This is a genomic window from Mesorhizobium sp. AA22 (assembly GCF_001672375.2).
In the GTDB taxonomy this organism is placed as follows: domain Bacteria; phylum Pseudomonadota; class Alphaproteobacteria; order Rhizobiales; family Rhizobiaceae; genus Mesorhizobium; species Mesorhizobium wenxiniae.
On sequence record NZ_CP048406.1, the window covers coordinates 3,843,182 to 3,869,466 of the forward strand.

The following is a 26,285-nucleotide window of genomic DNA, read 5'->3' on the forward strand; positions in this document are numbered from 1 at the left end:
ACCATGAATGCGATAACGAAGATAGGCACGTTTGACGATGCGGACCTGTTGCGCCAGCAGGCGTTGATTGGCGGTGTGTGGCGGGAGGCGGATAAAAAGGTCGTCGTCGATGTCACCAACCCTGCCACCCTGAATGTTCTTGGCAGCGTTCCCGACATGGGCGGCGACGAGACCAGGGCCGCGATCGGTGCTGCGGCCGAGGCATTCAAAAGCTGGAAGAAGACGACCCATGCCGAGCGTGCGAGACTGCTGGAGCGCTGGCACGACCTCATTCGCCAGCACGAACAGGATCTGGCGCTTCTGCTGACGCTGGAACAGGGTAAGCCGCTTGCCGAGGCGTCGGCGGAAATCCGATACGGCGCATCCTTTGTAAAATGGTTCGCCGAAGAGGCGCGCCGGATCGGTGGCTCGACCATTCCGTCACCCACCGCCGATCGCCGCATTCTGGTTCTCAAGGAAGCAGTCGGCGTCTGTGCCGTCATCACCCCGTGGAATTTTCCGAACGCGATGATCACGCGCAAAGTAGCACCGGCGCTGGCCGCAGGTTGTACGGTTGTCATCAAGCCGTCGGAGTTCACACCGTTTTCGGCGCTCGCGCTCGGCGTCCTGGCGGAGCGGGCGGGCATCCCGGCAGGCGTTATCAATATCGTGACCGGCATGCCGGGAGAGATCGGCAAAGAGCTGATGGCCAATGAAACGGTGCGCAAGATCTCGTTCACCGGTTCGACCCGCGTCGGTGCGCTGCTCATGCGTGGCGCGGCCGATAGCATCAAGCGGCTGAGCCTGGAGCTTGGCGGCAACGCGCCCTTTATCGTCTTTGACGACGCCGATCTGGATAACGCAGTTGAAGGGGTGATCCTATCCAAGTTCCGCAATGGCGGTCAAACCTGCGTTTGCGCGAACCGGATTCTCGTGCAGGAAGGCGTTTACGACGCCTTCGCCGAAAAGCTGAGCCAGCGCGTCACCCAGATGAAGGTTGGCGCAGGAACCGACGAGGGCACTGAGATCGGCCCGATGATCAACACGGCCGCGATCGACAAGATCGAGCGTCACATCGCGGATGCGAAGACGAAAGGCGCGCAGATCCTCGCCCAAAGCGAGGCAGTGCCCGATGGCAGGCAATATGCACGGCCCGTCGTCCTGGGGGAGGCTACGACCGAGATGCTCCTGGCATCGGAAGAGACATTCGGTCCGGTGGCGCCGCTTTTTCGCTTCGAGACGGAGGAAGAGGCCATCACGATCGCAAACGGCACGCCGTTCGGCCTTGCCGCCTACTTCTACACGGAAAATCTCAAACGATCGTGGCGTGTCGCCGAGGCGCTGGAGTTCGGCATGGTCGGGCTCAATACCGGCCTGATCTCGACCGAGGTTGCGCCATTCGGCGGCGTGAAGCAGTCGGGGCTGGGCCGCGAAGGATCGCAGCTCGGGATCGAGGAATATCTGGAGGTCAAGACGCTTCACGTCGGCGGGTTGAACCAGTAGGCCTTGCCGGAGTCGCAACAGCGGCACCAGAATCAGAAAGGGGCGGTCGAACCGCCCCTTTTTCATTTAGATACGTCGGATGCCGCGATGCCGGAGGCGCGCCAGCCTCAGGCAACTTCGCGAACGGGCTCCAGGCCGACGGCGGCGGCCAGCCCGCCGATATCCTTGATCTCGGTATATTCGTAGAAGGGGTTTGCGGGCTCGTGGCCGCGGTTCACCCAGACCTTGCTCTTGATGCCGAGATCGTAGGCGGTCATCAGATCGTAGCGGAAGGAGGACGACACATGAGTGATGTCCTCCGGGCCGCAGCCGAGCTTGTCGAGCATGTATTCAAAGCCCTTCATCAGCGGCTTATAGGCGCCAACCTGTTCGGCGGTGATGACGGTGTGAAAGGGCGCGCCGAGCTTTTCCACATTCGACATGATCAGGCTGTTCATGGAGTTGGACAGGATCACCAGTGGGATTTCCTTGGCCACTCTGGACAGGCCAGCCGGGACGTCGGGGTGCGGACCCCAGGTCGGCACTTCGTCATAGATGCGTTGGGCGTCTTCGGGTTTGAACTGGATACCGATGCGCTTGCAACTGCGTTCGATGGAATTCTGCACCACCTCGAGGAAGGGTTTCCATGGCCCCAGCACCTCGTCAAGGCGATAGCCTCTAAAAGCCTCGACGAAGCTGGCCATTGCCTCTGGGGAGAGGCGCTCGCCGTAGACGCGCCGCGCCGCGCCGGCCATATCGAAATTGGTGAGCGTACCGTAGCAGTCGAAGGTGATGTATTTCGGTCTGAACGTCGACATGGCGACAATCCTCCTGGTTTTCTCGGCACAGCGTGCCTGTACCACAATCACCATAGTCGGAGATCTGGAAGACTAACGGCCGCATTCGCGGCGACCTGAAGCAGATCGTTTCGTATTGCATCGCCGGTTTGGCAGAGTGTTGCGCCAGGTGTCTTTTCGAGCTTTGGGAGCAGCGCGGCCTGTCGGCCATGCTTCGGCAGAAGATGCGGCGCGAGCGGCGAAGGATAGTGAAAACGCGTCGCGCATGGCTGCCGGTCGGGAGGAACTGCTGTCTTTGGTGGTCTACCGTAAGCACCTGAAGATGAAGGCCGGAAATTCATCATGACCACACGACAGATCATCCTTGAAGAGATGACAGCGGGGCACCTGGAAGGCGCTGTCGAGTTGTCTCGCCAAGTTGAATGGCCGCATCGTCGCGAGGATTGGGAGCTGGCCCAGTCGGTCAGCCGGGGGATCGTCGCTCTGGAACAAGAACGCGTGGTGGCGACCATCATGATGACCCCCTACGGCGACAATGCCGCCGCCATCAACATGGTGATCGTCGATGCGGCCATGCGCGGCCGCGGACTCGGCCGAAAGATGATGGAAGAGGCGCTTGCCAAGGCGGGTGAGCGCACCTGTTGCCTGACGGCGACACGGGAAGGCCTGCCGCTCTATGAGAAGCTGGGCTTCGTCACGACTGGCGAGATCGTGCAGCATCAGGGCGAGGCGTTGGCAGTTTCGGCGCCGGCCCGTGTATCCTGGGCAGAGAGCGGCGATCTTGCTCGCCTCGAGGTGCTGGATCGCGAGGCATTTGGCCATGACCGTTCGGCGCTGATGAAGCGGCTTTTCGAGCGCGCGAAGTTCGCTGTCATTCGCGATGAAGGCGATATCCAGGCCTTTTCCGCCATCCGGCCATTCGGCCGGGGGCTGGTCATCGGGCCGGTGGTGGCGAGAAACGGTGCCGAGGCCAAGGCACTGATCGACTTTCTGCTCGCCCATCATCAGGGCAAGTTTGTTCGTGTCGATACCCGACGTCTCGACGGATCTTGCTGAATGGCTCACCGCGCGCGGCCTCGCGCACGTCGGCGGTGGGATCACGATGCGACGCTCCATGGGCACGCATAAGGAAAGCAAGCCCGCGCATCACCGCACATATGCGTTGGTCAGTCAGGCACTTGGTTAAATCAGGCACTCGGTTGAATCGGAGGAAGAAATGCTGGCAAATTCACTGATCGAACTCGATCGCGCACATCTGGTTCACCCGTTTTCGTGCTATCGGAGCCACGAGGAGACGGGCGTGCGGGTGCTCAAATCCGCCAAGGGCGCAACGGTGACCGATGCAAGCGGGAAAACCCTGCTCGACGGATTCGCCGGTCTATGGTGTGTAAACATCGGATACGGCCAGGAAAGTGTCGTTGAAGCAGCCGCAAAGCAGCTTAGAGAGCTTCCCTATGCGACTGGATATTTCGGGCTGGGATCCGAGCCTGCCATTCGCCTTGCTGCCAGGCTTGCCGAACTGGCGCCCGGCGATTTGAACCATGTCTATTTCACGCTTGGCGGCTCCGACGCAATCGACAGCACGATCCGCTTCATTCGCTATTACTACCATGCCAAGGGCACGCCGCAGAAGGACCAGTTCATCTCGGTCGAGCATGGCTACCATGGCTCCTCGACGGCAGGGTCAGGCCTGACCGCGATCCCGGCTTTCCATGCAGGTTTCGGCGTGCCATACGACTGGCAGCACAAAATTCCTTCGCACTACGCCTATCGCAATCCTGTCGGTTCCGACCCGCAGGCGATCATCGATGCATCAGTCGCGGCCCTGCGGGCCAAAATCGCGGAACTCGGCGCGGGCCGCGTGGCGGCCTTCTACGCCGAACCCATCCAGGGTTCGGGCGGTGTCCTCGTTCCACCGACAGGTTGGCTGAAGGCTCTGCACGCCGTGTGCAAGGAACATGACATTCTGTTCGTTGTCGACGAAGTCATCACTGCCTTTGGCCGTACCGGCCCGCTCTTCGCCTGTGAGGAAGACGAGGTCGTGCCGGATCTCATGACAACGGCAAAGGGACTGACCTCGGGCTACGTGCCGATGGGTGCCGTCTTCATCTCGGACCGAGTGTACAATTCGATCGCGGACGGAGCCGGCAAAGCGCCTGTCGGCCATGGCTATACTTATTCGGCCCATCCCGTGAGCGCGGCGGTCGGGCTCGAATGCCTGCGTCTCTATGAAGACAGCTTGCTCGACAATGGGCGCAAGGCTGGCAAGCGCCTGATGGAAGGGCTTCGCTCGCTCGCCGACCACCCGCTGGTTGGCGACATTCGCGGCCGCGGCATGCTGGCAGCAATCGAGTTGGTCACCGACAAGGAGCGCAAAACGCCGCTGCCGGCGGCGGCCGATCCGGGGCGCCGTATCTTCGAGCGCGCGTGGGCGAACGGCCTTGTCATCCGCGCCTTCAACAGCGGCATCCTTGGCTTTGCGCCGCCGCTCTGCTGCACCGAGGACGATATCGATGGAATCCTCGAACGTACCCGGATGACGTTGGATCAAACCCTCGAAGACCAGGACGTGCGGTCGGCGATGAAGGCATGACCATTGCCATCGCCGAAGCGACCTCGGTCAATGCGGCAAACGCCTAAAGCGCGTCGCGTTCGAATGCATTCATGCAACGCGCTTTAAGGTCTCGTCTTCATGCATGTCGAATCGCAGCGAAGTCAAGGCCGCGGAGCGCGCCTTACCTGTCGAATATAGCGTCAAGAGGCAAATGGGATTTGACGATCGGTGACTTCAGCACGACGAAGCTGAAATATTTGTCGATTCCGATATCCAGTTCGATCATGCGCTCCATGATCGTCTGGTACTCGCTGATGCCCGCTGTGACAAACTTCACAAGATAGTCGTAACCGCCTGAAACCAGGTGGCATTCGATAACAGAATCGACTTTCTGAATTGCGGTGAGAAATCTCGCGAAGTCGTTCTGCTGGTGGTGCTTGAGCGTGACTTCGGTGAAGATCGTCAGAGTCTGCCCTAGCTTGGAGACGTCGATCTGGGCGGAATAACCGGTGATGAAGCCTTCCGCCTGAAGCTTCTTGACCCGCATCAGGCAGGGGCTCGGTGACAGATACACCAGCTCGGCAAGCTCGACGTTGGATATGCGCCCGTTCTTTTGCAGCTCGGAGAGAATTTTGATGTCGATCTTGTCGAGCTTCATCAGAAACCTGTCACACGTTCGAACCGCGGATCGTCCGGCAAACGGCGTCCGTTACTTCCTGCGTGGTCGCGGTGCCACCAACGTCCGGCGTCAGCACGCCTTCACTCGTCACCGTTTCCACCGCGCGCATCAACCGGGCAGCCGCGTCGTTCTCGCCCAGATGTTCGAGCATCTGGGCAGCGGTCCAGAAGGTGGCGACAGGGTTGGCGATCCCTTTGCCGGCAATGTCGAATGCCGAGCCGTGGATAGGCTCGAACATCGAGGGATAGCGCCGCTCGGGATCAATATTGGCGGTCGGTGCTACACCGAGGCTGCCGGCGAGCGCGCCTGCAAGGTCCGACAATATATCGGCGTGAAGATTGGTGGCGACGATCGTATCGAGGCTCCGAGGTTTCAGCGTCATACGCACTGTCATAGCATCGACCAGCATCTTGTCCCAGGCGACGTCCGGGAATTCCGGCGCCACCTCGGCTGCGATTTCGTCCCACATTACCATGCCGTGACGCTGCGCGTTGGATTTTGTAACGACTGTCAGGAGCTTTCGCGGCCGTGACTGCGCCAGCCGGAACGCGTAGCGCATGATGCGGGTGACGCCGACGCGCGTGAAGATCGCGACCTCGGTTCCGACCTCTTCGGGGAGGCCGCGATGGGCTCGGCCGCCGTGGCCCGAATACTCGCCCTCGGAATTCTCCCGCACGATGACCCAATCCAAATCGCCAGGGCCAACGCCCGCCAGCGGCGAAGCAATACCGGACAAAATCCTGGTCGGCCGCACGTTCGCGTATTGATCAAAGCCTTGGCAAATCGGCAGCCGGAGCCCCCAGAGCGTGATGTCGTCGGGCACATCGGGAGCGCCTACCGCGCCAAAAAAGATAGCGTCGAAGCGCTTCAGTTGCGCCACCCCATCTTCGGGCATCATCCGACCATTCGCCTTGTAATAGTCCGAGCCCCAGTCGAAGTGCTGGACGTGCAGCTTGAAATCGCCGCAGCGCTGCTGCAGCGCCTCAAGCGCCTGGAGACCGGCAGCAATGACCTCTGGGCCGATCCCGTCGGCAGGAATGGCGGCAATCTCATATTCGCGCATCGTCACTTCCCCATTGTTTTCAGTGCTGGCCGCCTCGCGGCCTCGATCTCATGTGCGACCGGTTGGACGTTGGCAAATCGGTCTTCTCAGAATTCAGCGACCTTGCCCCACGCAGCGGTCTTCAGACGCTCCGGCCTATAAGGACGCGGATCGACGATCGGCTCGCTGCCGGTGATGATGTCGGCGATCATATGCCCGGCGCCGGGGCCGATCCCGAAGCCGTGGCCGCTAAATCCCGCGGCGAGAAGGAAGCCCGGAATCCCCTCCACTTCACCGATTGCCGGGATGCCATCGGGCGTGCTGTCGACATAGCCCGCCCAAGCATGAGAAATCGCGACTCGCTGGAATTCGGGCAGCAATTCGCAGGCTCTTTGATATGTCAGCCGAATCTGCCTCATGTCCGGCTTCGGGTCGAGAATCCGATTCCGTTCCATTGGCGTGACGTCGTCGAGGGCCCATTTCCCCAGGCTTTCATGACCTTGACGCCAGCCCTCGAACGCTCCCGGGGCCAGACTGCGCCAGCGGCGGGCGAACATCGGCACGAACTCGCGGCTGAACCTGAGCTGCTGCGGCGTTGGATCGACTCGTGCCCTCCCGCTGATCGCCAGCGCGTATCCACAGTTGCTGCGCCGCGTCAGCGAGACGCGCGCCGTATGCAGGGCATCCGGCAGGCCTTCTGCGCCCGGCGCTACGGCTAGAATGGACTGACGCACGGCAGCTTGCGGGAAACGAATGCCAAGCTGGTTGCAGAAGGAAGAAGCCCACGCGCCTCCGGCCATGACCACGGTCGTTGTCCGGATGGTTCCCGCTTCTGTAACGACGCCGCTGACCCGGCCGGCGCTCAACTCCAGCCCGCGCGCCGCGCAGTTCTGATGTACGGTGCCGCCGGCCGCCATGATGCCGCGCGCGGCGACGGGCACCGCCTTTGAAGGATCCGCCGTTCCGTCAGTTGGCGAGAACACGCCGCCTTTCCATTTGCGGCCGGTCGCCTTGCCCCGTTCGGTGGCTTCTTCCTCGCTCAGCACATGCGTCGTGACGCCAACCGTCCTGGCGAAATCGCGCCACTTTGCCCAGCCTGCCAACTCGTTTTCGTCCTGCGAGAGATAGAGCAGGCCGCAGCGGCGGAATCCGGTGTCCTCGCCGGTCTCCTGCGCCACTTTTTCCCAGAGATCGAGGCTCTTGGTTGCCATCGGCAACTCGCGCGCGTCACGGTTCTGCTGGCGGCACCAGCCCCAGTTGCGGCTGGACTGTTCGGCGGCAACGCGTCCTTTCTCCAGCAGGGCAACGCTGACGCCGCGGCGTGCGAGATAATATGCCGTGAATACGCCTACTACGCCGCCGCCGATGACGACGACGTCCGCCTCACGAGGCAGGGAAGGGCTGGAATCGATGTGCATGAGCGGCGCGGGCATGGATGGGGACTCCGGTAATTTGAAGCATCCTAACCTGCCGCCTGCGGAGGCAGGCTGCGAAGTTTGTACCTGGACAGAATATCGTGCGGCCGGCGGCCCCGAGGACAGTCTATTGTTGGGCGAAAAGCTCGCTGTCGCCGGGGCAAGCAGGAGTACACTTCATGCAGTCGCGTCATCTACGGCATGGCTATTCAGGGCGCGCGGCGCACAGTTGCCGACCCTGATCGGCAGTGCCTTGGCCTACATTGCGACGGGCCGCACGGACACCGTTCCGCTCGACCGCATTGCGTGGCACACGGTGTCGATGCACGCCGGAAGCCCTGGTTCCTGCCCGTTGTGGGCGCGTACTACCGCATGAAGGATATGATTGCCGGATCATGTCGCGGGCCCCGAACAGCTGCAGAGTGAAATGCCGAACTGGACGTTCTTTTCAGAAGTTCCTGCCGCCCGAGGGCCAAGTTTCGACGACTCTGCGGAAACAAAACAGTCAAACTGGCTGAAAGAACGGAGCAACCTTTCCTTATGGCAGGCAAGCTCCAGAGGACTTCCGATAGGCAGGGCTTACGCCTTCGGAGAGTTCTCCAACAAAAGGAACAGTGTCCGGTACACGGACCGAATTTGATCAAGGGAGCCGCCAGGATGAGCAGAATCCGTTTCTCGCAGCCTCAATGCGCGAAGCGCCGAGATGGCCAGACGACGGCCGCTCCGGTGCGGCGCTTCTGCTCAAAGGGCGATGATGCGGTCCGCAACAGCCTGGACCCGTTCGGTTTAAAGGGGAGGTGATCTCGATGGTCGCAAGCATCCAGGCTGTAGCCCCCCACGATGTGGCGCTTTCGATACGCGACCTCACGGTGAATTTGCCGGAAGGCATGGAACGGACCCATGCCGTCGAGAACATCTCCTTTGATCTGAAGCGCGGTCAGATCCTGTGCATCATCGGCGAATCCGGATCGGGAAAGTCTGTCACAGCCAATGCGATCATGGGGCTTCTGCCCAAGGTGATCCGCGTCTCCTCGGGCGCCATCCAGCTGGATGGGGTGAACATCATAGGCCTGTCGCCCGACAAACTGCGCAGCCTACGCGGTCAGGTTGTGTCGATGATTTTCCAGGATCCGCTCTCGGCACTCAACCCGCTGATGACGGTGGGCGCGCAGATCGACGAAGTGATGGCGGCACATGGCGTCGGCACCCCGAAATCCCGTCGCGGCCTCGCTGTCGAGTTGCTGACCGAGGTGGGGCTGCCCGACCCCGAACTCATGTATCATCAGTATCCGTTCCGGCTTTCTGGCGGGCAGCGGCAGCGGGTTATGATCGCCATGGCGCTGGCGCTTGAACCCACGATCCTGATCGCGGATGAACCGACGACCGCGCTCGACGTGACCACCCAGGCACAGATTCTGGAGCTGATCCGCGACATTCAGCGCCGCAAGGGAATGAGCGTCATGTTCATCACCCACGACTTCGGGGTGGTGGCCGAGATCGCAGACAGTGTCGTCGTGATGGAGAAGGGCCACATCGTCGAACAGGGTAGCGCTCAACAGGTCCTGACGTCGCCCAGCCATCCCTACACCCGGCGCCTTATCGCAGCCGTCCCCCACCTGACCGGCGAGGACCGCATTCCTCTGGAGACGGCCAACAAAGCACCGATCCTGAAGGTCGAGGGCCTGGTGAAGACCTACCGCAGCGGCAGTGCGCTGTTCGGCAAGGAGCGCGTCGTGCCCGCCGTTAACGAGGTCTCGTTCGATCTGGCGCCCGGGCGCACGCTGGGCGTCGTTGGCGAGAGCGGTTCGGGCAAATCATCGCTGGGCCGGCTTCTGATCAAGCTGCTGGACTGCGACGGCGGCGGGATTCTGTTCGAGGGGCAGGACATCGCGAAGCTTTCCGAAGCCGAGTTCCGCCCACTGCGGCCCCGGGTTCAGATGATTTTCCAGGATCCCTTCGCCTCGCTCAACCCGCGTTCGACTGTCGGCCACATCCTGACTGTTGGCCCGGTCGCGCACGGGATGCCGTATGCCCAAGCGCGTGAAGAGGCGAAGGTGCTACTGGCTCATGTCGGTCTCGATACCGGCGCCTTCGGCCGCTATCCGCACGAATTTTCCGGTGGGCAACGCCAGCGCATAGGCATCGCCCGGGCGCTGATGTTCAAGCCGAAGCTGCTGATCGCCGACGAGGCCGTGTCGGCGCTCGACGTTTCGATCCAGGCGCAGATCCTGAAGCTGCTGGACCAAATCCAGCGAGAGACCGGCGTATCGATGATCTTCATCACCCACGACCTGCGCGTCGCCAGCCAGATCTGCGACGAAATCGCGGTGATGCAGAAAGGGCGGATCGTTGAACGCGGACCACCCTCGCAGATCTTCCTCGACCCGCAATCAGCCTACACGCGTGAGCTGGTGGCGGCGATTCCGGGAGAGCAGCCGGGAGCTAACCGCCCGGTTGCAGCAAACGGGTAAGAGCCACGGCGGACACCGCCAGAACAAGGGGAATTCCAATGAGTGAACGTACGAACTCCAAATCGAACTACTCGCGGCGCGACGCCCTTCGATTGATGGCGATAGGCGGGGCCGCAGGCCTCATTGCGCCCAATCTTTTGGGCAAACCCGCCTTCGCCCAGAACCCTCCAGCGAGCCCGACCGGCCGCGTCGTCGTCGGATTTTCGCAGGAACCCACCGTCTTCAATCCACTGATGCCGCATACCGAGTGCGACGACGCCGTGCACTTCTCGGTGTTTGATGCACTCGTTCGCATGGACCCCAAGGGCGTTCTTCAGCCCAATCTTGTCGCCGAAGTGCCCAGCCAAAAGAACGGCGGCATTTCGGAGGATGGACTTTTGTGGCGCATCCGCCTGCGTGATGATGTTCGCTGGCACGACGGCCAACCCTTCACGGCCGAGGATGTGAAGTTCACGCTTGAGCTCATCACCAATCCGAAATTCCGCGCGTGGCGCACGGCGGGTCATTCGCTGGTGCGCGACATCAAGGTGGTCTCGCCGACCGAGCTCACCTGGCGGATGGAGGAGGCTTTCGCCCCCTACCTGTCGTTTCTCGCCGAAACCTTCATGGTTCCCAAGCACATCCTCGAAAAAGAGGCCGACCCGAACGCCGCCGCCTTCAATCAGGCGCCTGTCGGCACTGGCGCATTCAAGTGGGCGCAGCGCATCGCCGGCGATCACATCGAACTCGTCGCGAACACGGACTATGCCGGGGAGGGGCCCTATTTGGAGCGGCTCGTCTTCAAATACATCCCCGACATGACGGTGCTCTACACCCAGTTCAAGAGCGGCGACATTGATCTTGTCGACCAGGCATTCATAACCGCCGACAACTATGCGGAAGCCAGCACACTACCGGATCGCGTGGTCATGTTGGAGCGCGGAGCATCGGTCGAGTCGATCTATCTCAATCTTGAGAAGCCGCAATTCAAGGACCCTGCGGTTCGCCAGGCGCTCTACGCCGCAATAGATAGGAAAGCGATCCTCGAAGGACTTTATTACGGGGTCCACAACCCCACCGAGACCTTCATGCCGCAGAATTCCTACTACTACAATCCTAACCTGCCGGCGCAGGAGTTCAACATCGAGCGCGCGCGCCAGATCCTCGACGAGGCCGGCTGGGTACCCGGATCCGACGGAATACGAGTGAAGGACGGGGTGCGTCTGTCGTTCGCAAACTCCACCACCTCCGGCAACCACCTGCGCGAGCAGACGCAGCAGTTCTTGCAGCAGACGTTCGCCGAGATCGGGGTGGAGATGACCATTTCGAACCTGCCGGCCGCCGTCATGTGGGGTGATTTCTGGCTCAAATCGCAGTTTGAATCAGCTATCTCCGGTGTAACCAATGTCATCGCGGGCGACCCCGACGTTACCAACCGCCTGCACACAAAGGCGATCGTCGCGAAGGGCGGAAAGGGCTCGAACACCGGCCAATACTCCAACCCGGAGGTTGATGCGCTGCTCGACAAGGGTACCCGCACCTTCGATCGGGAAGAGCGGCGCGCCATCTATCTGCGTGTTCAGGAAATTGTTCGTCAGGATCTGCCGTTCCTGCCTCTGTTTGCCTACGCCAATGTGTTCGGCCGCAAGGCAGGGCTGGAGGGTTTCGAGGCAAATTCCAACACCCGCGTCGCATCCTGGCATGCCGCCGGATGGCATTGGAAGGACTGACATACTTACGCCGCCGCCTTAGGGCGGCGGCGTGTCACCGGCGTCTTGAAAGGGGAGAGTTGAATGCGTGGCTTCCTGCTCAACCGGCTCTCGCAGAGCCTCATCCTGCTCCTGATCGTGTCGGTCATCGGGTTCGTTGTCCTGAACTTGTTACCGGGGGGGCCACTGGCGCAATTCGGGCTCGATCCCGGCATGACGCAGGACGATCTCGATCGCCTGAAAGAGCAACTAGGGCTCAATCGGCCGCTGTGGATGCAATATCTCGATTGGGCCTGGCGGCTTCTCCAGGGCGACTGGGGCAACTCCTTCCGCGATGGGGCGCCGGTGCTTTCGGTGATCGGCCGGCACGTCTTTGCCACGTTGCTGCTGATGGGCACATCCACCGCGATCGCAATCGCCATTGGCACTTGGATCGGCATCCGCGGCGCTACGCACCGCTACTCGCTGTTTGACCATCTGGCGACGGTTGGCGCCATGGTCGCGCTGTCGATCCCGACCTTCTGGTTCGGGCTCGTCGGCATCTACATCTTTTCGCTCAAGCTGGGCTGGGTGCCTGCGGGCAACATGTACACCATCGGCGACGGCTCGGTGCTGAACTATCTGCACCACCTTATCCTGCCCAGCCTCGTGCTGTCGCTGGTGCATGTGGCGATCTGGAGCCGCTACATGCGCACCTCCACCCTCGACGCGATCAGCCAGGATTTCGTCAAGACTGCCCGCGCCAAGGGCCTGACCGAGCGCCGAGTCATAATGAAACACGTCGTTGGCAATGCACTGTTGCCGATGATCACGCTGGCAGGGGTGCAGCTTCCCAGCATCCTGACCGGCGCACTGGTGACGGAGACCGTGTTTACCTGGCCAGGCATGGGGCGGCTGTTCCTCGACAGCCTCGGCTACAGCGACTACCCGGTCGTGATGGGGCTGCTGATGTTCTCGGCCATCCTCGTCATCCTGGGCAATTTGATCGCAGACATCGCGGTGGCGATCGTCGACCCGCGCATTCGCCTGGGTTGAGCGCGCAATCTCACCCCTGACAGGAGGCAGCCACATGACCGCTCTCGTCGCAAATGCAGGACAAGGCCGCTGGTGGCGCAGCCGCACGGTGCGCCGTTTCACGAGTCATCATCTGGCGCTGCTGGGGGTGGCGATGATCACGCTCCTCACGCTGGCATGCGTCTTCGGCCCTCATCTTCTGCCCTATGATTCGCTCTACATCGATTTGCGCGCCCGGTTTTCCCCGCCGCTGACCGGCCACCATTATCTGGGGACGGACCCGCTGGGGCGCGATCTGGCAGCGCGATTGCTCATGGCGGGAAGGATCTCGCTGGCGGTGGCCTTCTTCGCCATGTTGCTGTCCACGCTGATCGGAACGCTCGTCGGCGTAATCGCGGGCTATCGCGGCGGCTGGATCGGCGCGGCGCTGATGCGCACGGTCGATGGCTTCCTGTCCTTCCCGTCGATCTTCCTGCTGCTCGCTTTGGCCGCGGCACTGAAGCCGAGCCCGGCCATGGTCACGGTGATCATCGCGGTCACCAGTTGGATGGAAGTGGCTCGAATTGTCGAGGCCGAGGTCCGCTCTCTGCGCGAGCGCGAGTTCGTCCTGGCTGGGCGCATGCTGGGATTGAGCGGCGCCCACATCATGTTCCGGGAGATCCTGCCCAACGCCATGGGACCGATCATTGTGGCAGCCACATTGACAGTTGCGCACGCGATCCTTCTGGAAGCCTATATCAGCTTCCTGGGCTATGGCATTCAGCCGCCGCTGGCCAGCTGGGGTAACATGCTGGAGGGCGCCCAGCAGTATCTGGCGAGCGCGCCTTGGCTGGCGATCATCCCGGGCGCCGCCATCACCATCGCCGTAACCAGCTTCAACTTCATCGGTGACGGACTGCGCGATGCGCTCGACGTGCGAGATGACCGTGTCTGATTTCGTCAGCAAACGCGACCCACTGCAGATCCTAAAAACGCAACGGGAAGTAGCGCACGTGCATGAGGAGAAAATCGCCGATAAGAACACGCCCTACTGGTGGGAAGCCGCACCTGTCAGGCCGCTGCCGTCGCAGCCACTGGCAAAGCGGCTCGATGTGGCAATCGTCGGCGCTGGCTATGCCGGGCTGTCCGCCGGGCTGGTGCTGGCGCGTGAAGGACGGTCAGTTGCGGCCTTCGATGCGATGAACCCCGGGGAAGGAGCTTCGTCGCGCAACGGCGGGATCACCAGCGGAAGCATCCGACCGGACTATGCGACGATCACCAGGCGCTTCGGCGAGGCAAAGGCGATCGCGATCGAGGCCGAGGGCAAGATCGCCCGCGAGTTCCTTTACGACTTCATCGAGACGGAAGGGATCGACTGCGATTTCCAGCTGGTCGGCCGGTTCATGGGTGCTCTCGGATACGACCAGTACGAGAAGATGGCCCGCGGCGCCGAGGCGCTGGCGAAGCGGCTGGGGATCGAATCCTACGCTGTTCCGCATGCCGAGCAGTGCAACTACATCGGCACCGACTTCTACCGCGGCGGCACGGTTCGGATGGACATTGGCGGTTTGCACCCGGCCAAGTTGCACGCCGAGCTCCTGCGGGTGGCCTTGGCTTCCGGGCTGACGGTCCACTCACGAACGCCCGTGATTTCCATCGAGAAAGATGTGTCCGGGTTCCGTGTCGCGACATCGGCCGGGACTGTGCAGGCTCGGCAGGTGCTGGTCTGCACCAACGGATATACCGATGGCGGCGCGCCCTTCCTGCGTCGCCGCCTGGTTCCCGTCCGCAGCCGGATCATCGTCACCGAGGAGCTTCCGCCTGAATTGATGGCGCGGCTGATGCCCAAGCTGATGATGATGGGCGAGAACCGGGAGCTGGGCTTCTACTATCGTCCTTCACCCGACGGCAGGCGCATTCTGCTCGGTGGGCGAGACAGCTCCCGCGGCAACAGCGATCCGACAGCCCCGACGCTCCGCCTGCGTAACGGTCTGATAGAAATTTTCCCGGAGCTGGAGAAGGTTCGCCTTTCGTACAGCTGGTTCGGCAACGTGGCCATGAACCGCGACATGCTGCCCCGCATCTTTGAAAAGGATGACATCGTCTATGCCACCGGCTTTTGCGGTTCGGGCGTGGTCTGGGCACCGTGGGTCGGCACGCGTGCCGCCTACAAGCTGATGGGTCGCGCGCAAGACGCCGGCACGGCTTTCGACTTCCGACCGCCAGCTTCCATCCCTTTCTATAGGGGCGATCCCTGGTTCTTGCCGGCGATCATCAAGGGCTATGCGCTGCAGGACAAGATCGCCTGGTGGCGTGCCCGCCGCTGACGCCTAAAGCCCGGCTGCCCATTGACCACGCGGCGCGGCGGCGACGGCTGAGTGTCGCGGCTACAAGGAAGAGTATCACATGTACTACATCTCCACGCGCGGTCATCCCGAACGCAGGAAGTTCTGCGAGATCCTGCTTGAAGGTCTGGCGCCGGATGGCGGGCTCTATGTGCCCGAGACCTACCCGCCTGTGGATGACGCCATGCTGGATCGGTGGCGGGGCCTGTCCTACCCGGACCTCGCCTTCGAAATCCTGTCCCTCTACATCGACGATATTCCGCCCGCCGATCTCAAGGCCATTTGCGCGAGCACCTACACGCCCGAGGTTTTCAGGACTGACCGGATCGTGCCGGTGCGCGCGCTTGAAACGGGTCTTCACGTCGCAGAACTGTCGAATGGCCCAACGCTCGCGTTCAAGGACATGGCCATGCAGTTGCTTGGTAATCTCCTTGAATATGAACTGGCCCGCCAGGGTGAGGAACTGAACATCCTCGGCGCCACCAGTGGCGATACGGGCAGCGCGGCGGAACATGCGATGCGCGGCAAGACGGGCATTCGCGTCTTCATGATGTCGCCGCATGGGCGCATGAGCGCTTTTCAGCAGGCCCAGATGTTCAGCCTGCAGGACGAGAACATCCACAACCTCGCCATCGAAGGGGTGTTCGACGATTGCCAGGACATCGTCAAAGCCGTGTCCGGCGATGCTGACTTCAAGCGGCGCCACCGGATCGGCACCGTCAATTCGATCAACTGGGCCCGACTCGTGGCTCAGGTGGTGTATTACTTCTCGGCCTTTTTTCAGGTGACGGAAGAGAATTCGTCACAGGTCGACTTCGCCGTTCCCTCGGGCAATTTCGGGAACGTCTGCGCCGGTCATGTCGCGCGCATGATGGGGCTTCCGATATCCCGTCTGATCGTCGCGACCAACGAGAACGACGTGCTCGATGAGTTCTTCCGCACCGGTCTGTATCGCGTGCGGGGCCGCGCGGATACCCATGAAACCTCAAGCCCTTCCATGGACATCTCTAAGGCCTCGAATTTCGAGCGTTTCGTGTTTGACATGATCGGGCGCGATGCAGGTCGGACGAGTTCCCTGTTCGACGGCCAACTCAGGGAACAAGGGTTTTTCAATCTCAGTAGTGATCCCGCCTTCGCGCACGCGGCAGATCGTTTCGGCTTCCGCAGCGGCAAGAGCACCCACGCCGACCGGTTGGAGACGATCCGTGACACCTGGCAGCGTTCCAACACGCTGATCGATCCGCATACGGCAGATGGGGTGAAGGTCGCGCGCAAGCACTCCGTTCCGGAGACCCCAATGCTCGTGCTGGAGACGGCCCTGCCGGTCAAATTTGCGGGAACGATCAGGGAGGCGTTGGACCGCGAGCCGGATCGACCGCGGCAGTTCGATGGCATAGAGGATTTGCCGAAACGGTTCAAAGTCCTTCCCGCCGATGCACAAACCGTGAGGAGCTACATCGCCGAAATCGTGCAGCGTGCCGCCGGCTGAAGAACTGCGTATCGGGACCGATTCTCGCCATGGCTGTCTATACAGAGCTGTCCGTTGACGAAGTCGCAGCGTTCTCGCGAGCGCTGGGTCTGGGCGGGCCGCATTCCGTTCGCGGCATCTCGACCCGGCATCGAGAACACGAACTACTTCGTAGATACCGAAGCCGGCGCGTATGTGCTGACATTGTTCGAGCGGCTCACATTCGAGCAATTGCCATTCTACCTCCATTTCATGAAGCACCTTGCGGCGCGGCGATTGCCGGTCCCTGATCCTGTTGCCAATCGCAATGGCGAAATCCTTCACGTGCTGAAAGGCCGGCCCGCTGTGGTCGTCAACAGGCTTTCTGGCGAGAGCGTGATGGTGCCGGCAGAGCCGCATTGTCGCGCGGTAGGCGAGATGCTGGCGCGCATCCACGTCGCCGGGAGCGACTACCCGCGACACCAGCCCAATCCGCGCGGCCTCGAATGGTGGGACGAGGTGGCGCCGGTGGTCAGCCGCTGCATTTCCGACGCACAACGGTCGCTGCTCTCAAGTGAGCTGGCCTTCCAGAAGGAGATCGCGGCGTCCTTCACCTACGAGCAACTCCCCAAAGGGCCGGTGCACGCGGATCTGTTTCGCGACAACGTCCTGTTTCATGGCGAGCACCTGACGGGCGTCTTCGATTTCTACTTCGCGGGATGCGACGCCTTGCTGTTCGACATCGCCGTGTGCCTCAACGACTGGTGCGTCGATGACTGCATCGGCCGTCAAAACAACGAGCGGGCCGCCGCTTTCCTCGGCGGCTATAAGTCCGTCCGCGCGCTTACTCCGGCCGAATGCGCATTGCTTCCCGCAATGCAGCTGGCGGGAGCATTTCGTTTTTGGTTATCGCGTCTCTGGGATCTGCACCTGCCTCGCGAAGCTGCGCTCCTCAACGCGCACGATCCCAGCCACTCCGAGCGCATCTTGCGGGTGCTTCGAGGAGAGATCGCTTGAGCAAGACCACAACAATGGTAGTGATATCATGGCGTCAACTCTAGAAAGTCACCTTGGCGAGCTTCTTTCACAGATAGAAGCGGAAGGCCTCAACAAGTCGGAGCGCGTGATCACGTCGACGCAGTCGGCGCAGATCGAGGTCGGCGGCGAGGCTGTGCTGAACTTCTGCGCCAACAACTATCTGGGGCTCGCCGACAGCGAGGAACTGCGGGATGCCGCCAAGGCAGGCCTCGACCGCTATGGCTATGGCATGGCCTCGGTGCGTTTCATCTGCGGCACGCAGGAGGAGCACACGCAGCTCGAGGCGCGGATCTCGGGTTTCCTCGGCATGGAGGACACGATCCTCTACGGATCCTGTTTCGACGCCAATGGCGGGCTGTTCGAGACGCTGCTCGGTGAGGAAGACGCGATCATCTCCGACGCGCTCAACCACGCCTCGATCATCGACGGCGTACGGCTCTCGAAGGCGCGGCGCTACCGCTACGCCAACAACGACATGGTCGAACTGCGCGCCCGACTGGAGGACGCCAAGGACGCCCGCTTCCGCCTGATCGCCACCGACGGCGTATTCTCGATGGACGGCATTATCGCCAATCTGCGGGGCGTCTGCGATCTGGCGCAAGAGTACGACGCGATGGTGATGGTCGACGACAGCCACGCCGTAGGCTTCGTCGGGGAGCACGGCCGCGGCTCGGCCGAGCATTGCGGTGTCGAGGGCAGGGTGGATATCATCACCGGCACGCTCGGCAAGGCGCTGGGCGGAGCCTCCGGCGGCTACACGGCGGCGAGCAGGCCGGTCGTCGACTGGCTGCGCCAGCGCTCGCGGCCCTATCTGTTCTCCAACACGCTGATGCCGGCCATCGCGGCCGCCTCGCTGAAGGTGTTCGACATCGTCGAGAAGGGCGACGCGCTGCGACAAAAGCTCTACACGAACGCCGGACGCTTCCGCTCGTCAATGACGAAACTCGGCTTCACGCTTGCCGGCGCCGACCACCCGATCATCCCGGTCATGCTGGGCGATGCGACCCTAGCGCAGCAGATGGCCGAGCGGATGCTCAAGCGGGGCATCTACGTCATCGGCTTCTCGTTCCCGGTGGTCCCGAAGGGCCAGGCGCGCATCCGCACCCAGATGTCGGCGGCGCATTCCACCGCCGACATTGATCGCGCGGTGATAGCGTTCGGCGAGGTAGGCAAGGAACTCGGCGTTATTTCCTGAGGAATAGTAGAATGTCCAATATGATGCGTGCCCTTGTTAAGGCAAAGGCTGAACCCGGAATCTGGATGGAGCACGTGCCGATCCCCGAGATCGGTCTCAACGACGTGCTGATTGAGGTGAAGAAGACAGCGATCTGCGGTACCGACGTCCACATCTACAATTGGGACCAGTGGGCGCAAAAGACCGTGCCGGTGCCGATGGTGACCGGTCACGAGTTCGTCGGCACGGTCGCCGACTTGGGCGCGGCGGTCACCGAATACAAGATCGGCCAGCGTGTTTCGGGCGAGGGCCACATCGTCTGCGGCCACTGCCGCAACTGCCGCGCGGGCAGGGGGCATCTGTGCCGCAACACACTCGGCGTCGGCGTCAACCGGCCGGGCGCCTTCGGCGAATATCTGGCGATCCCACAGCACAACGTCGTGCCGATCCCCGACGATGTGCCCGACGAGATCGCCGCAATCTTCGATCCCTTAGGCAATGCGGTTCACACCGCATTGTCCTTCGATCTCGTCGGCGAGGACGTCCTGGTCACCGGCGCCGGCCCCATCGGCATCATGGGCGCGCTGGTCGCTCAGTGCGTCGGCGCCCGCAAAGTCGTCATCACCGACATCAATCCGGTCCGCCTCGACCTTGCCCGCAAGATGGGCATCCATCACGTCGTCGACGCTTCCAAGGAGAAGCTGCGCGACGTCATGCGCGAGGAGGGGATGACCGAGGGCTTTGACGTCGGCCTCGAAATGTCCGGCTCGGCGCATGCCTTCCGCGACATGATCGACACCATGAACAATGGCGGCAAGATCGCCATCCTCGGCATCGCGCCGACCGGCTTCGAGATCGACTGGAACAAGGTCATCTTCAAGATGCTGACCTTGAAAGGCATCTACGGCCGCGAGATGTTCGAGACCTGGCATAAGATGATCGCGCTGGTGCAGGGGCCGCTCGACGTGAGCGGCGTGATCACCCACCGCATAGGCATCGACGACTACCAGGCTGGCTTCGACGCCATGCGCATCGGCAATTCCGGCAAGGTGGTAATGGACTGGTGAGGGCGAGGCGGCCTCCAAGGTTGCCAGCGATGGTATGAATAGCAGGCAGAGTAGAGCGATCTACCCAAGCTGAGGGCGACGATGACGCTGATTTTGGGGCTGTCGAATCCAAAGCTTGATCGTGCCCGCCACCGACAGGCGGGTAGTCGCGTTGAGGCATTCCACTGCGGACTGGGTAAGGAAATGAAAACACTTAGTCGTCGTTGGCGGTGGAGCTGGAGGTCTTGAGCTTGTTCGCCGGCTCGGCGCACGGCTCGGCCGCAAGGATTTCGACATTATTCTTGTGGAGCGGAACCACACCCACGTCTGGAAGCCGCTCCTCCAATAGGTTGCGGCCGGGTCACTTGATACAAATCTTGACAAGGTCGGCTATCGCAGGCTGGACGTCCTTGGGCGCCGCTTCGTCCACGGGTCGCCGGAGGCGAGCAAGACGCCGCAGGTCATAGGGCGCTGACGCGCTTGCCAATTTCGTGTGTTCGGGCAAAGCGAAACCCTGGAACCTGAGGACCGGCGCAGGCTGGAAATATCATTCGGCGTGATGGTGGCTACTATAAGGCGCTCTGCCATGTCCATCTCCAAGGTTCTCGATTACGGAATCGACCTCCAGGAGGCGATCGATCTGCCGCGCTTGATGCTGACATCCAGGGTGCCGAGTTCCTTGACGGTGATCACTGCGCGATCGAGCTTGCGTTTCTCGGCAGGGTTGCCGCCTCGTTCGACCTGGCCAAGTCGGACTTTTGCTTCGCGCCTGCCTCCTCAGGTAACACCTCGCCGACTTCGTTGCCGCTCACAACTTCGCTCGCAGGCTCAAGACCCTCAAGCGCGATCCCGACGCACTCGCGAGCAGGTTGCGCCGCCCTGCGCCGAACTGGAACTCGGATTGGGCTTGAGCAGCTCGTATCGATCAAGCGATCAAAAACCCGCATATCTGGCGAAGTCCTGGATGATTTCGGCACATTCTTTCGAACGCCCGATGCGATGAAGGGCTGATCGGAACTTTGCTTCCGCATTCTTGGCAGCCGAGGTTGGTTGGAACATGTCGCCCCGAGTCGAACGCATTCACAGCGATGAGCGTCTCCCGTCCGAGGTCGACGTCGTCATCGTCGGCGGCGGCATCCTCGGCTCTACGGCCGCCTATTTCTTGGCGAAGCGTGGCCTCTCTGTGGCTCTGCTCGAGAAGGGCCACGTCGCCTGTGAACAATCGAGCCGAAACTGGGGTTGGTGCCGCCAGCAGAACCGCGATCGGCGCGAACTGCCGCTCTCGGTGATCTCCATGCGACTGTGGGACGAGCTCACGCGCGATATCAATCGGGACCTTGGATTTCGACGCTGCGGTCTCGTCTATGCAACCCAGGACGAGGCTGTGCTCGCCGGCTGGGAAAGGTGGCGCGAGGTCGCCAGGGAGTACGAAGTCGACACCCGCGTGCTGAGCCGGGCGGAAGTGGCCGAGCGCGTCCCCGAAGCGCGCGACAAATGGGTCGGCGGGACCTATTCGGACCGGGACGGTAAGGCCGAACCTGCGCTCGCCGCGCCGGCTATCGCCGATGGGGCCAGAGCTCTGGGCGCCACGATCCACCAGGGATGCGCCGCGCGGGCGCTCGACTTGGCCAATGGCAAGATTGCTGGCGTGCACACGGAGAAGGGCTACATCAGAACCAGGGCGGTGCTGTGCGCCGCTGGCGCTTGGTCCTCGCGCTTCCTGAGGCCGCTCGGAATCAGTTTCCCCCAAGCGAGCATCCGGCAGACCGCGCTGCGTTCCACCCCGACAATCAACATAGGCGAGGCGGTCTCCACACCCTACTGCACGATCACGCGCCGACTGGACGGCAGCTATACGCTTGCGATCAGCGGCAAGGCGAACCTCGAAATCACGCCCCAGGCTATTCGGTATAGCCGGGAGTTCATGCCGCAGTTCTTGCGTCGCCTGAAGAACGTCAGGCTCGGCATCGGCCAATCGTTCGTTTCGGGGCCGGATTCATTGCCGGCGCTCCTGACCAGCGACGATCGGATCTTCGAAAAGAATCGCGTGTTGGATCCTCCACCCTTGAAATGGCTGGTAAGCCAAGTGGTAGAGAGTGTCCGGAAAACCTTCCCTCAACTCGGCGATATAGAGATCGATAGTGCCTGGGGCGGCTTCGTCGATTGCACGCCGGACGCAGTGCCTGTGGTGTCGCAGGTGGACGGGGTGAAAGGCCTCGTCCTCGCGGCGGGCTGCTCGGGCCACGGCTTCGGTTTGGGCCCGGGGCTTGGCCATCTCGCCGCAGAGCTCGTCGTAAACGACACGCCTTGCGTCGATCCTACACCGTTCCGCCTGTCGCGTCTGGTCGACGGCTCGAAGCTGGACATTGCCGCTATCTGAAGGTCAGCCGGAAGTCAGGCCTGACGCGTACCAACCCTCCACCCCTCGGTGCTGCGCCCAACGGAAATTCGCTTCTACGACCATCACTTTCTGATCGTTGAAGCCGCATCGGCGGGCTTGGGCGTTGCCCTCAGTCCCGTGGTCCTCGCAACCGACGACATAGATAGAGAGCGGCTCATCGCACCGGTCGGCTTCGATCCCGAAGGAAGCCACTACGGGCTCATATGGATAGGACAAACTGAACTGTCTGGGAAAGCTCACGATCTTGCTCGATGGCTGGAAGCAGAATGCAAGATTTGGTTTGGCTAAGCAGGTATGCAGTAGATGCCGGTCAAATCCCTCGTGCGCTAGATCAGTGGTGGGACGCCTCAGCGCGGATCAGCGCCTCGGCCATGTAGAGATCCTGTAGGGAGATGCCGGAGCTGTCGAAGACGGTAATCTCTTCGTCGGAGCGGCGTCCCGGCGCGCGGCCTTCGATCACATCGCCGATTGCCGTTAGGGCGAGCATGCCGGCGTCGATTTCGTCGCGCATGTGCTGAAAGTCGCCGATCTGGACGGACTGTGAAGGCAAGTCGCAGAAGAGGCTTGCCCTCGAGAGCAATTCTGTCGGCAATTCCTGCTTGCCGGGCGCATCCGATCCCATGCTGACGACGTGCGCGCCGTCACGCACCCAATGGGCCTGAAACAGTGGCTCGCGCGAGGGGGTTGCAGTGACCACGATGTCCGCCTGACGCACGGCGTCTTCGGCCGAGACGGCGCGCGCCGCGAGGTCTTTGGCGCGGATACGCTCGACAAAAGCGTCGCGTCGCGGTGAAGGTCCGGCCACGACCAATACCGTCTCGACCGGACGGATGCGAGCCAGCGCCGCGACCTCGAAACCCGCCTGGTTGCCGGCGCCGAATATCGCCAGCACCTTGGCGTCCTTCCGGGCAAGAAGGTCGGCCGCCACCGCGTCGGCGGCGGCTGTTCGATAGGCATTGACCTTGCCCGCCTCGATCACGGCGCCGAGGCGTCCGGTGTCCTGGTCGAGCAGGACGACGGTGGAGTTGTGGCGGGGCAGGCCGCGCGCGGGATTGCCCGACCAGAAGGAGCCGATCTTGACTCCGGTCAGCTCGTCCGACGAACCGGATTTGATTGAGAAGGTATTGGTCGCCTCCTGTGCACGCCCGAGAACCGCGGGAAAGACCAGGCTCTGTTTCGAAGCGGCAGCAACGAGAGCTCTCCGCACGGCGTCGAAAGCCAGTTCATGGGTGACCAGGGCGGCTGAGTCCTCTTCGCTGATGTAGATCATCCCGAATACCTCCTGAGCAACAAGCTGTTCATCGTTGGGGCGTGTTGCGACTGTGCGATTGCGGGGCTTGGATCGCGTCCGTTGTGAACCGTGCGGGCGCAACACGGATCGCCAAACGATGAAAGCGAGGCGATACGAGGCGCCGGATATACTTCGCCCGCTTTGCGCAGTTTGGTATGCCGAGGAATGGCTCAAAACGAATAGTCTCGCTGATCTGAACGGGCAAAACAGCAGCGAAATCTGTGCTCCGGACGGCACCTTGAGGTTCGATCTCTGGGTAAATCGAAGGCGTCTTGCGCATGGCCGTTGGGCTTAACAATGACATCGTCGGCGATCCGACCGAGCTGACCGCGTTCGAGATCAGCCATGTGCCGGGCGCGCTGAAGCTGTCGCAGGAAATGGGCTGGCCTTACCGCAGCGAGGACTGGGAGTTTGCTGCCAGGGTGGGCGAGGGCCTTGTTCTTGAGCGTTCAGGCGAGGTGATCGGGTCGGCAATGTGGTGGAACTACGGGCAGGCTTATGCCTCGGCCGGGATGATCATCGTCACCCGCTCCGCGCAAGGCGGCGGCAATGGCTCGCGGCTCTTCAACGCGTTGCTTGAGGCGACGGAAGGCCGCAACGTGCTGCTCAATTCGACCGAAGATGGGCTGACGCTCTACAGGCGACGCGGCTTCACCGTTTGGGGCACCGTGCTTCAGCACCAGGGCCAACTGAACGTCCCCGTACCCGCGAAGGCCTGCGCCGACATCAGGCCGGCGACGGTATCAGACCTGCCGGCACTCCGCGCCTTCGATGAACGGGCCACCGGAATGCCTCGTGGGCCGATGGTCGCTGCGCTTGCCGATGTGGGCGACGTGGTGGTGATCGACCGCCGTGGACGGGTCACCGGTTACGTGATCGCCAGGAAGTTCGGGCGCGGCTACGTTGTCGGCCCAGTGGCCGCCGAAAGCGCCGAAGACGCGCAACGCCTGATCCTAGACCAGCTTTCGAGGCTCCACGGCCAGTTCGTGCGCATCGACGTCTATGCCGAGCATGGATTGGGCGACTGGCTGGAAAGCCTGGGCCTTGTCAGGGTCGGCGGAGCCACCGCCATGGTCAAGGGGCGGCGACCAATGCCCGACGGTGCGGCCTGCATGTACGCCCTGGCGAACCAGTCCTTCGGTTAGTGATGAGGAACATCGAGAACATGGAAACGAACGCGAAATCGCTGGAACCGGTCCAAAAGATCGATGGCCTTGTCACACCGTCGCTGCTGCTGGATCGCGGGAAGCTCGAGCGCAACATAAACCGTCTCGCCGACCACGCCAGGAAGCTTGGCGTTGTGCTGCGCCCGCACATGAAGACGGCCAAGAGCATTGACGTCGCCCGACAGGTCTTCCCCACAGAACCCGGCCCGATCACGGTCTCTACCATCGCCGAGGCGGAATATTTCGCTGACCACGGCTATCGCGACATGATTTATGCGGTCGGTCTGTCGCCGGCCTCGGCTCGGCGTGCCTCGGAGCTCTGCCGCCGCACCGGCGTCGACCTGAAGCTGCTGCTTGATACCGTAGAACAGGCCGATGCCCTAGCCGATGTGCGCAAGGCCACGGGCGTTACTCCATCCGTGTTCATCGAACTGGATTGCGACGACCATCGCGGTGGACTGAAGCCGGACGATCCCAAGCTCATCGAGGTCGCCGACCGGGTGGTCGCGGCGGGCGCCCACCTCGTCGGCGTCCTCGCCCATGCGGGCGAGTCCTATGGTTTGAGCACGCCCGATGCTCTGGTGAGGGCAGCCGAGAACGAGCGTTCGGCCACCGTGCGAGCCGCCGAAATTCTGCGCGCTCGAGGCCATGCCTGCCCGATCGTCAGCCTCGGCTCGACGCCCACCGCACACTTCGCCGAGAATCTCGATGGCGTCACCGAACTGCGCGCCGGTGTCTACATGTTCTTCGACCTCGTCCAGCATGGAGTCGGGGTCTGTGCCGTCGACGACATCGCGATTTCAGTGCTGGCCACGGTGGTCGGCGTTAAGCCGGAGAAGGGCTGGGTGCTCATCGACGCGGGGTGGATGGCGCTCTCGCGCGATCGCGGCACCGCGAGCCAGCGGGTGGATCAGGGTTACGGACTGGTATGCGACGAGGCGGGTCACGTGCTCGAAGACGTGATCGTGTCACAGGCCAGCCAGGAACACGGCATCCTGGCGATCCGCAGCGGCTCGGCCAAGAGCATGCCAGACCTTCGGGTCGGTGCCCGGGTGCGGATCCTGCCAAACCACGCCTGCGCGATGGCCGGCCAGCACGATTTCTACAGCGTCGTCAACGGAGGAAGTCCGGAGATCGACGCGCGGTGGGAGCGGATCCGCGGCTGGTAGAAGTTCCGATCTCCACGCTTTGCATGGCGTCGATGCAAGCTGACGTTCAGGTGGTGTAAAGATGAAACTGACGTCCTACTGGCTTGATACGTCCCAGCCGTTCGATCG

General features: G+C 62.1%; 20 protein-coding genes and 1 pseudogene. 16 read left to right on the forward strand and 5 right to left on the reverse strand.

The genetic code is table 11. From position 1 onward, the window contains the following. Positions 1 to 3: 3 nt before the first annotated feature. Positions 4 to 1,482 (forward strand): NAD-dependent succinate-semialdehyde dehydrogenase, encoded by a 1,479-nt coding sequence (locus A9K68_RS18490; RefSeq protein ID WP_065009371.1) that lies wholly within the window; start codon positions 4 to 6, stop codon positions 1,480 to 1,482. A gap of 107 nt (positions 1,483 to 1,589) precedes the next feature. Here the strand turns inward: A9K68_RS18490 and A9K68_RS18495 are convergent, their stop codons facing one another. After that, positions 1,590 to 2,279, reverse strand: a complete 690-nt coding sequence (locus tag A9K68_RS18495) for a haloacid dehalogenase type II (protein ID WP_065009370.1) — start codon at positions 2,277 to 2,279, stop codon at positions 1,590 to 1,592. Between the two features lie 321 nt (positions 2,280 to 2,600). Between A9K68_RS18495 and A9K68_RS18500 the strand changes: the two are divergent. Then, positions 2,601 to 3,444: pseudogene (locus tag A9K68_RS18500) on the forward strand (GNAT family N-acetyltransferase). 30 nt (positions 3,445 to 3,474) lie between these two features. Further along, a complete protein-coding gene (locus tag A9K68_RS18505) occupies positions 3,475 to 4,851 on the forward strand; it encodes an aspartate aminotransferase family protein (RefSeq protein ID WP_065009369.1) in 1,377 nt (458 codons plus the stop codon). A 142-nt stretch (positions 4,852 to 4,993) separates the two neighbouring features. Here the strand turns inward: A9K68_RS18505 and A9K68_RS18510 are convergent, their stop codons facing one another. The 3 genes from A9K68_RS18510 to A9K68_RS18520 all read right to left on the reverse strand — a co-directional run bounded on the left by A9K68_RS18510 (position 4,994) and on the right by A9K68_RS18520 (position 7,966). Further along, the gene (locus A9K68_RS18510) at positions 4,994 to 5,470 is read right to left on the reverse strand and encodes an Lrp/AsnC family transcriptional regulator (RefSeq protein ID WP_065009368.1); all 477 of its coding nucleotides are present in this window, start codon (positions 5,468 to 5,470) and stop codon (positions 4,994 to 4,996) included. A gap of 10 nt (positions 5,471 to 5,480) precedes the next feature. Next, positions 5,481 to 6,554, reverse strand: a complete 1,074-nt coding sequence (locus A9K68_RS18515; RefSeq protein WP_065009367.1) for a tartrate dehydrogenase — start codon at positions 6,552 to 6,554, stop codon at positions 5,481 to 5,483. Positions 6,555 to 6,640: 86 nt separating this feature from the next. Further along, complete coding sequence (locus A9K68_RS18520) at positions 6,641 to 7,966, reverse strand: FAD-binding oxidoreductase (protein WP_065009366.1); 1,326 nt, start codon at positions 7,964 to 7,966, stop codon at positions 6,641 to 6,643. Positions 7,967 to 8,754: 788 nt separating this feature from the next. On the opposite strand from A9K68_RS18520, the gene A9K68_RS18525 reads away from it, so the two are divergent. The 11 genes from A9K68_RS18525 to A9K68_RS18575 all read left to right on the forward strand — a co-directional run bounded on the left by A9K68_RS18525 (position 8,755) and on the right by A9K68_RS18575 (position 22,839). Beyond that, positions 8,755 to 10,419: an ABC transporter ATP-binding protein gene (locus A9K68_RS18525; RefSeq protein ID WP_065009365.1), complete on the forward strand. Its 1,665-nt coding sequence runs from the start codon at positions 8,755 to 8,757 to the stop codon at positions 10,417 to 10,419. Between the two features lie 38 nt (positions 10,420 to 10,457). Then, the gene (locus A9K68_RS18530) at positions 10,458 to 12,128 is read left to right on the forward strand and encodes a peptide ABC transporter substrate-binding protein (RefSeq protein ID WP_065009364.1); all 1,671 of its coding nucleotides are present in this window, start codon (positions 10,458 to 10,460) and stop codon (positions 12,126 to 12,128) included. 63 nt (positions 12,129 to 12,191) lie between these two features. Beyond that, positions 12,192 to 13,142: an ABC transporter permease gene (locus tag A9K68_RS18535; RefSeq protein WP_065009363.1), complete on the forward strand. Its 951-nt coding sequence runs from the start codon at positions 12,192 to 12,194 to the stop codon at positions 13,140 to 13,142. Positions 13,143 to 13,176: 34 nt separating this feature from the next. Further along, a complete protein-coding gene (locus A9K68_RS18540) occupies positions 13,177 to 14,055 on the forward strand; it encodes an ABC transporter permease (RefSeq protein WP_065009362.1) in 879 nt (292 codons plus the stop codon). Positions 14,056 to 14,113: 58 nt separating this feature from the next. After that, positions 14,114 to 15,427 carry an FAD-binding oxidoreductase gene (locus tag A9K68_RS18545; RefSeq protein ID WP_065009605.1) on the forward strand — a complete coding sequence of 438 codons (1,314 nt, stop codon included), beginning with the start codon at positions 14,114 to 14,116 and terminating at the stop codon, positions 15,425 to 15,427. A 79-nt stretch (positions 15,428 to 15,506) separates the two neighbouring features. Further along, positions 15,507 to 16,934: a threonine synthase gene (gene thrC / locus A9K68_RS18550; RefSeq protein WP_065009361.1), complete on the forward strand. Its 1,428-nt coding sequence runs from the start codon at positions 15,507 to 15,509 to the stop codon at positions 16,932 to 16,934. A 54-nt stretch (positions 16,935 to 16,988) separates the two neighbouring features. Continuing rightward, entirely contained in the window at positions 16,989 to 17,909 is a 921-nt protein-coding gene (locus A9K68_RS18555) for a homoserine kinase (protein ID WP_203546851.1), read from the forward strand. A 28-nt stretch (positions 17,910 to 17,937) separates the two neighbouring features. Then, positions 17,938 to 19,125, forward strand: coding sequence for a glycine C-acetyltransferase (locus A9K68_RS18560; RefSeq protein WP_163603047.1), 1,188 nt, complete (start codon positions 17,938 to 17,940; stop codon positions 19,123 to 19,125). Positions 19,126 to 19,136: 11 nt separating this feature from the next. After that, a complete protein-coding gene (tdh, locus tag A9K68_RS18565) occupies positions 19,137 to 20,171 on the forward strand; it encodes an L-threonine 3-dehydrogenase (protein WP_163603048.1) in 1,035 nt (344 codons plus the stop codon). A gap of 1,036 nt (positions 20,172 to 21,207) precedes the next feature. Further along, positions 21,208 to 22,530: an FAD-binding oxidoreductase gene (locus A9K68_RS18570; RefSeq protein ID WP_065006825.1), complete on the forward strand. Its 1,323-nt coding sequence runs from the start codon at positions 21,208 to 21,210 to the stop codon at positions 22,528 to 22,530. A 48-nt stretch (positions 22,531 to 22,578) separates the two neighbouring features. Further along, on the forward strand, positions 22,579 to 22,839 hold the full coding sequence (locus tag A9K68_RS18575) for a LysR substrate-binding domain-containing protein (RefSeq protein WP_082982198.1): 261 nt from the start codon (positions 22,579 to 22,581) through the stop codon (positions 22,837 to 22,839). 43 nt (positions 22,840 to 22,882) lie between these two features. On the opposite strand, the gene A9K68_RS18580 is transcribed toward A9K68_RS18575, so the two are convergent. Further along, positions 22,883 to 23,821, reverse strand: a complete 939-nt coding sequence (locus A9K68_RS18580; protein ID WP_065006827.1) for an ornithine cyclodeaminase family protein — start codon at positions 23,819 to 23,821, stop codon at positions 22,883 to 22,885. A gap of 299 nt (positions 23,822 to 24,120) precedes the next feature. On the opposite strand from A9K68_RS18580, the gene A9K68_RS18585 reads away from it, so the two are divergent. Continuing rightward, the gene (locus tag A9K68_RS18585; RefSeq protein ID WP_065006828.1) at positions 24,121 to 24,987 is read left to right on the forward strand and encodes a GNAT family N-acetyltransferase; all 867 of its coding nucleotides are present in this window, start codon (positions 24,121 to 24,123) and stop codon (positions 24,985 to 24,987) included. Positions 24,988 to 25,007: 20 nt separating this feature from the next. Next, positions 25,008 to 26,177, forward strand: coding sequence for an alanine racemase (locus A9K68_RS18590; RefSeq protein ID WP_065006829.1), 1,170 nt, complete (start codon positions 25,008 to 25,010; stop codon positions 26,175 to 26,177). Positions 26,178 to 26,285 lie beyond the last annotated feature (108 nt).